Source organism: Pseudoalteromonas sp. NZS11_1, assembly GCF_015864275.1.
Lineage (GTDB): Bacteria > Pseudomonadota > Gammaproteobacteria > Enterobacterales > Alteromonadaceae > Pseudoalteromonas > Pseudoalteromonas arctica.
The window spans coordinates 1-561 of record NZ_JADYXK010000071.1; the positions used below are offsets into that span (position 1 = coordinate 1).

General features: G+C 40.3%; 2 tRNA genes and 1 rRNA gene. All 3 read right to left on the reverse strand.

The features are described 5' to 3' along the window. Window positions 1-209: 209 nt before the first annotated feature. A tRNA-Ala gene (locus I6F44_RS19530) sits at window positions 210-285 on the reverse strand. Window positions 286-335: 50 nt separating this feature from the next. Beyond that, window positions 336-412: transfer RNA gene (locus I6F44_RS19535), tRNA-Ile, on the reverse strand. Between the two features lie 76 nt (window positions 413-488). Continuing rightward, a 16S ribosomal RNA gene (locus I6F44_RS19540) occupies window positions 489-561 on the reverse strand; the annotation flags it as partial.

Consider the following 561-nt stretch of genomic DNA (forward strand, 5'->3'; position numbering starts at 1 on the left):
AGTTAACTAAATGGCACTGAATGGTACTGCTACCATTCTTTTTTTACTTTTGAAAACTCTTGATAAATACAATGTATTCATCAGAATTTTATTATCAGCTTTTCCAAATTTTTAAAGAGCAAGAGATGTAAAAACTTCTCAAAATTAAACACACTCTATTCTCAGGCGGTTAATGGCCCGATAAAGAATATTTATTTTTAAGAAGTAAGTGGTGGAGCTAAGCAGGATCGAACTGCTGACCTCCTGCGTGCAAGGCAGGCGCTCTCCCAGCTGAGCTATAGCCCCACATATGCTGGTACTTATTGTTTTAACCATCTTCTTAATTAGATAAGAAGTGGTGGGTCTGAGTAGATTTGAACTACCGACCTCACCCTTATCAGGGGTGCGCTCTAACCAGCTGAGCTACAGACCCAAAACAATAAGTGTTGTTCTCTTTACAATAACAATCATCTGTGTGGACACTACGAACAAATAAGTTCTAAATCGTATAAGGAGGTGATCCAGCCCCAGGTTCCCCTAGGGCTACCTTGTTACGACTTCACCCCAGTCATGAATCACTCC